3 protein-coding genes are annotated in these 2,933 nt (G+C 46.8%); all 3 read left to right on the top strand.

Translation table 11 applies throughout. The features are described 5' to 3' along the window. Positions 1–243 precede the first annotated feature (243 nt). The 3 genes from tnpA (at position 244) to tnpC (ending at position 2,621) form a co-directional block, all read left to right on the top strand. The gene (gene tnpA / locus BSCG_RS30265) at positions 244–603 is read left to right on the top strand and encodes an IS66 family insertion sequence element accessory protein TnpA (RefSeq protein WP_008776789.1); all 360 of its coding nucleotides are present in this window, start codon (positions 244–246) and stop codon (positions 601–603) included. After that, the gene (gene tnpB, locus BSCG_RS07115) at positions 587–952 is read left to right on the top strand and encodes an IS66 family insertion sequence element accessory protein TnpB (RefSeq protein ID WP_004318658.1); all 366 of its coding nucleotides are present in this window, start codon (positions 587–589) and stop codon (positions 950–952) included. Before tnpA ends, tnpB begins: the two co-directional genes overlap by 17 nt. Positions 953–1,034: 82 nt before the next feature. Then, complete coding sequence (tnpC, locus tag BSCG_RS07110) at positions 1,035–2,621, top strand: IS66 family transposase (RefSeq protein ID WP_008776790.1); 1,587 nt, start codon at positions 1,035–1,037, stop codon at positions 2,619–2,621. Positions 2,622–2,933 lie beyond the last annotated feature (312 nt).

The raw sequence follows: 2,933 nt of genomic DNA on the forward strand, positions 1-2,933 counted from the left end.
ACAGATCCGAGTTGCGCACTTTACCCGCAGGTTGGACGGTTGTACATAACAATATTGATCTTTTTGGGGGCTAAAAGTCGAATATCCCCTTAAAGTAAGCGCCTGAGTAAGTACATCTTCTACAGTTCATTTTCCCTCCTTACTTTTGCTGCAAAAAAAATAATATCCTATGATGCAGCGACGTAAACACATGATGAGCAGAGAAAATTTATCTCCGTTCTTTTCCGTCAGCAGCAGAGTGGTTTGTCCATTGCTGATTTTTGTGAGAATGAAGGTTATAGCCGTAGTAGATTCTATCTTTGGAAACAAAAATACGGTATAACGGAGCGGGAGTTATTGGCAGAAGCCTCCCGCTTAGGGGTTAAAGACAGCTTTGTCCCCATAGTAATCAATGGCGACACGCCATCCCCCGGTATATCTCACGAGGCTCCCCTGCCATCTCCCCAGCCTAGCGTCCCCTTTCCCTTGAAAGGAAAGGACAGCTCTGAAATATCCTTGGAATTACCCAACGGATTGAAGTTGAAGTTTAAAGGGTCTTCCGGCTGTGAAGCTGCCCTGAATCTGATCTCTAAAATATATAATGCCAATGTTCTGCCTAAATGACAGCATGAGATATTTCCTGTGCCCCGGTTATACGGACATGAGGAAAGGTATGTTCACTCTTTGCGGCCTTGTGCATGAGAGGATGGGAGGCGACATCAGAAGTGGGGAGGTATTCATTTTCTACAACCGTTTCCGGACCAAGATAAAATTGCTCCATGCCGAACCGGGCGGTCTGGTCCTTTATGAGAAACTGCTTGAAGAAGGCACCTTCAAGATACCCGCCTATAATCCTGCCACCCGTTCTTACCCCATGACCTGGAGTGACCTGGTCGTTATGGTGGAAGGCATCAATGAAGATGTCAGCAAAGGCAGGCAAAGACGGCTTTCCAATTTGAAAAAGCATTGGTAAAACAGTTGTAAACAAACAGCTTGAAGGCTTGTTTTTCTTGTTGTTTTTGACTATCTTTATATCATCAAAAAAAAGATATTGAATGGCAAAAGAAGATGCAACCGGACAAGCTGTGGAACCCTCAATGGAGCAGCTGCTGGATATCAACCGTAAACAGAGTGAGATCATCTCAGCCCAGGCAAGGACCATAGAAGAACTCCGGGGTACGATAGTTGAGTTGAACGCCTCCCTGGCATGGCTGAAGAGGAAGGTGTTCGGAAAGATGAGTGAGAAATGCAAGCCTGTCGATAACGGAGACCCGAAGCTCCCTTTTGACTATGGCGACCTGGAACAGATAGAGGCGGAAATCGAAGATGCCCGGAGCAGGGCGGCTGAACAGATTACCGTCCCCAAGTCCCGGGCCGCCAATAAAACGCCGCGCCGTAACCGGGTCGTCATGGATAACCTTCCGGTTGTAACAGTCGTCATCGAACCGGAGAATGTCGATTTAAGCAGATACGTCAAGATAGGCGAGGAACATACCAGGACCCTTGAGATGAAACCCGGCTACCTCTATGTGAAAGACACGGTACGTCCCACATACGCCCTGAAAAATGAAATGGAGGCCGTTGATAACGGAGAAAAGGCTGTAATAACCGCTCCCATGCCACTGATGCCCATATATAAAGGTATGCCAGGGGCTTCCATGCTCGCTGAGGTCCTTTTACAGAAATACGAATATCATGTCCCGTTCTACCGACAAGTGAAACAGCTGGAACATCTGGGTGTGAAACTGTCCAAAAACACATTGGACGGCTGGTTCAGACCGGTCTGCGAGCTTCTCAGGCCACTTTATCTGGAACTCAGGAAGAAAGTACTGGCCGCAGATTACTTCCAGGTTGACGAGACCACGCTTCCGGTTATAAACCACGACAGGCATAAAGCCGTAAAAGAATACATCTGGATAGTCCGAGCGGCTGTGCCGCGTCTGCTCTTCTTCCATTACGACAACGGATCGCGTTCACAAAAAGTTGCGGTCAGGCTTTTGAAAAACTTCAAAGGATATCTCCAAAGTGACGGCCATCCCATTTATGACGCCTTTGAGGATGGGGAGGACGTATGTCTGTGTGGGTGTCTCGCGCATATCCGCAGACATATAGAGCTGTGCAAGGAAGAAAATCTGGAATATGCCATGCAGGGACTCAAATTTATCCAGGATATGTATAATGTGGAATACATGGCGGATAAACAGGAACTCCCGTATGAAGGACGTGCTGAATTACGCCAACGTCTATCCAAGCCGATGCTTGACAGCTTTGAACTCTGGCTTAAAAACACATACCCTAAAGTTCTAAAACGAAGTCTTATGGGAAAAGCCATAGCCTATGCCTACTCCCTGCTGCCAAGAATGAAACCGTATCTCCATGACGGAAGAATTTTCATTGACAACAATCGCTGTGAGAATGCCCTGAGGCCACTGGTCATATCAAGAAAGAACATGCTGTTCTGCGGAAACCACGAAGCGGCTGAGAATACGGCTATAATCTGTTCCTTGCTTGGCTCATGTAAGGAACGTGGTGTCAACCCCAGAGAGTGGCTGAATGATGTGATCAGTAAACTCCCCTATTATCTGGCTCCCAAATCAGACAGAGACCTGAAGGAACTGCTACCGGATGTATGGAGAAAATAATCAGGACAGTTCCGGGAAAATGCAGGAAAAAACGGGAAAAAGCGAGACTGACACTCAATGACAACCCTGAGATAAGTTGGTATATGGAAATTGAGATGCACTTACAATGGAGTGCATCCCACTGAAAAATTGAATGCACAAGATGTAGTTGAGCAGTCGCTTACCCCTTAAAAACAAGGAGCTGACGCATGTGTACAGCCCCTTATTTTTTGTATAGCCCGGCCTCCTCTGGCATATTGCCGTTGCTTCCATCTGTAACAAGCAAAATCAGAATCTATATGCGGAACTTTTTGTTCCCGTAGCTGAGAAAGT

Origin of the sequence: Bacteroides sp. 2_2_4 (genome assembly GCF_000157055.1) — a bacterium.
Lineage (GTDB): Bacteria > Bacteroidota > Bacteroidia > Bacteroidales > Bacteroidaceae > Bacteroides > Bacteroides ovatus.

Coding starts and splice junctions, on each gene's coding strand:
- tnpB (WP_004318658.1), top strand. CDS start 587: ATGTTCTGCCTAAATGACAGCATGAGATATTTCCTGTGCCCCGGTTAT.
- tnpC (WP_008776790.1), top strand. CDS start 1,035: ATGGCAAAAGAAGATGCAACCGGACAAGCTGTGGAACCCTCAATGGAG.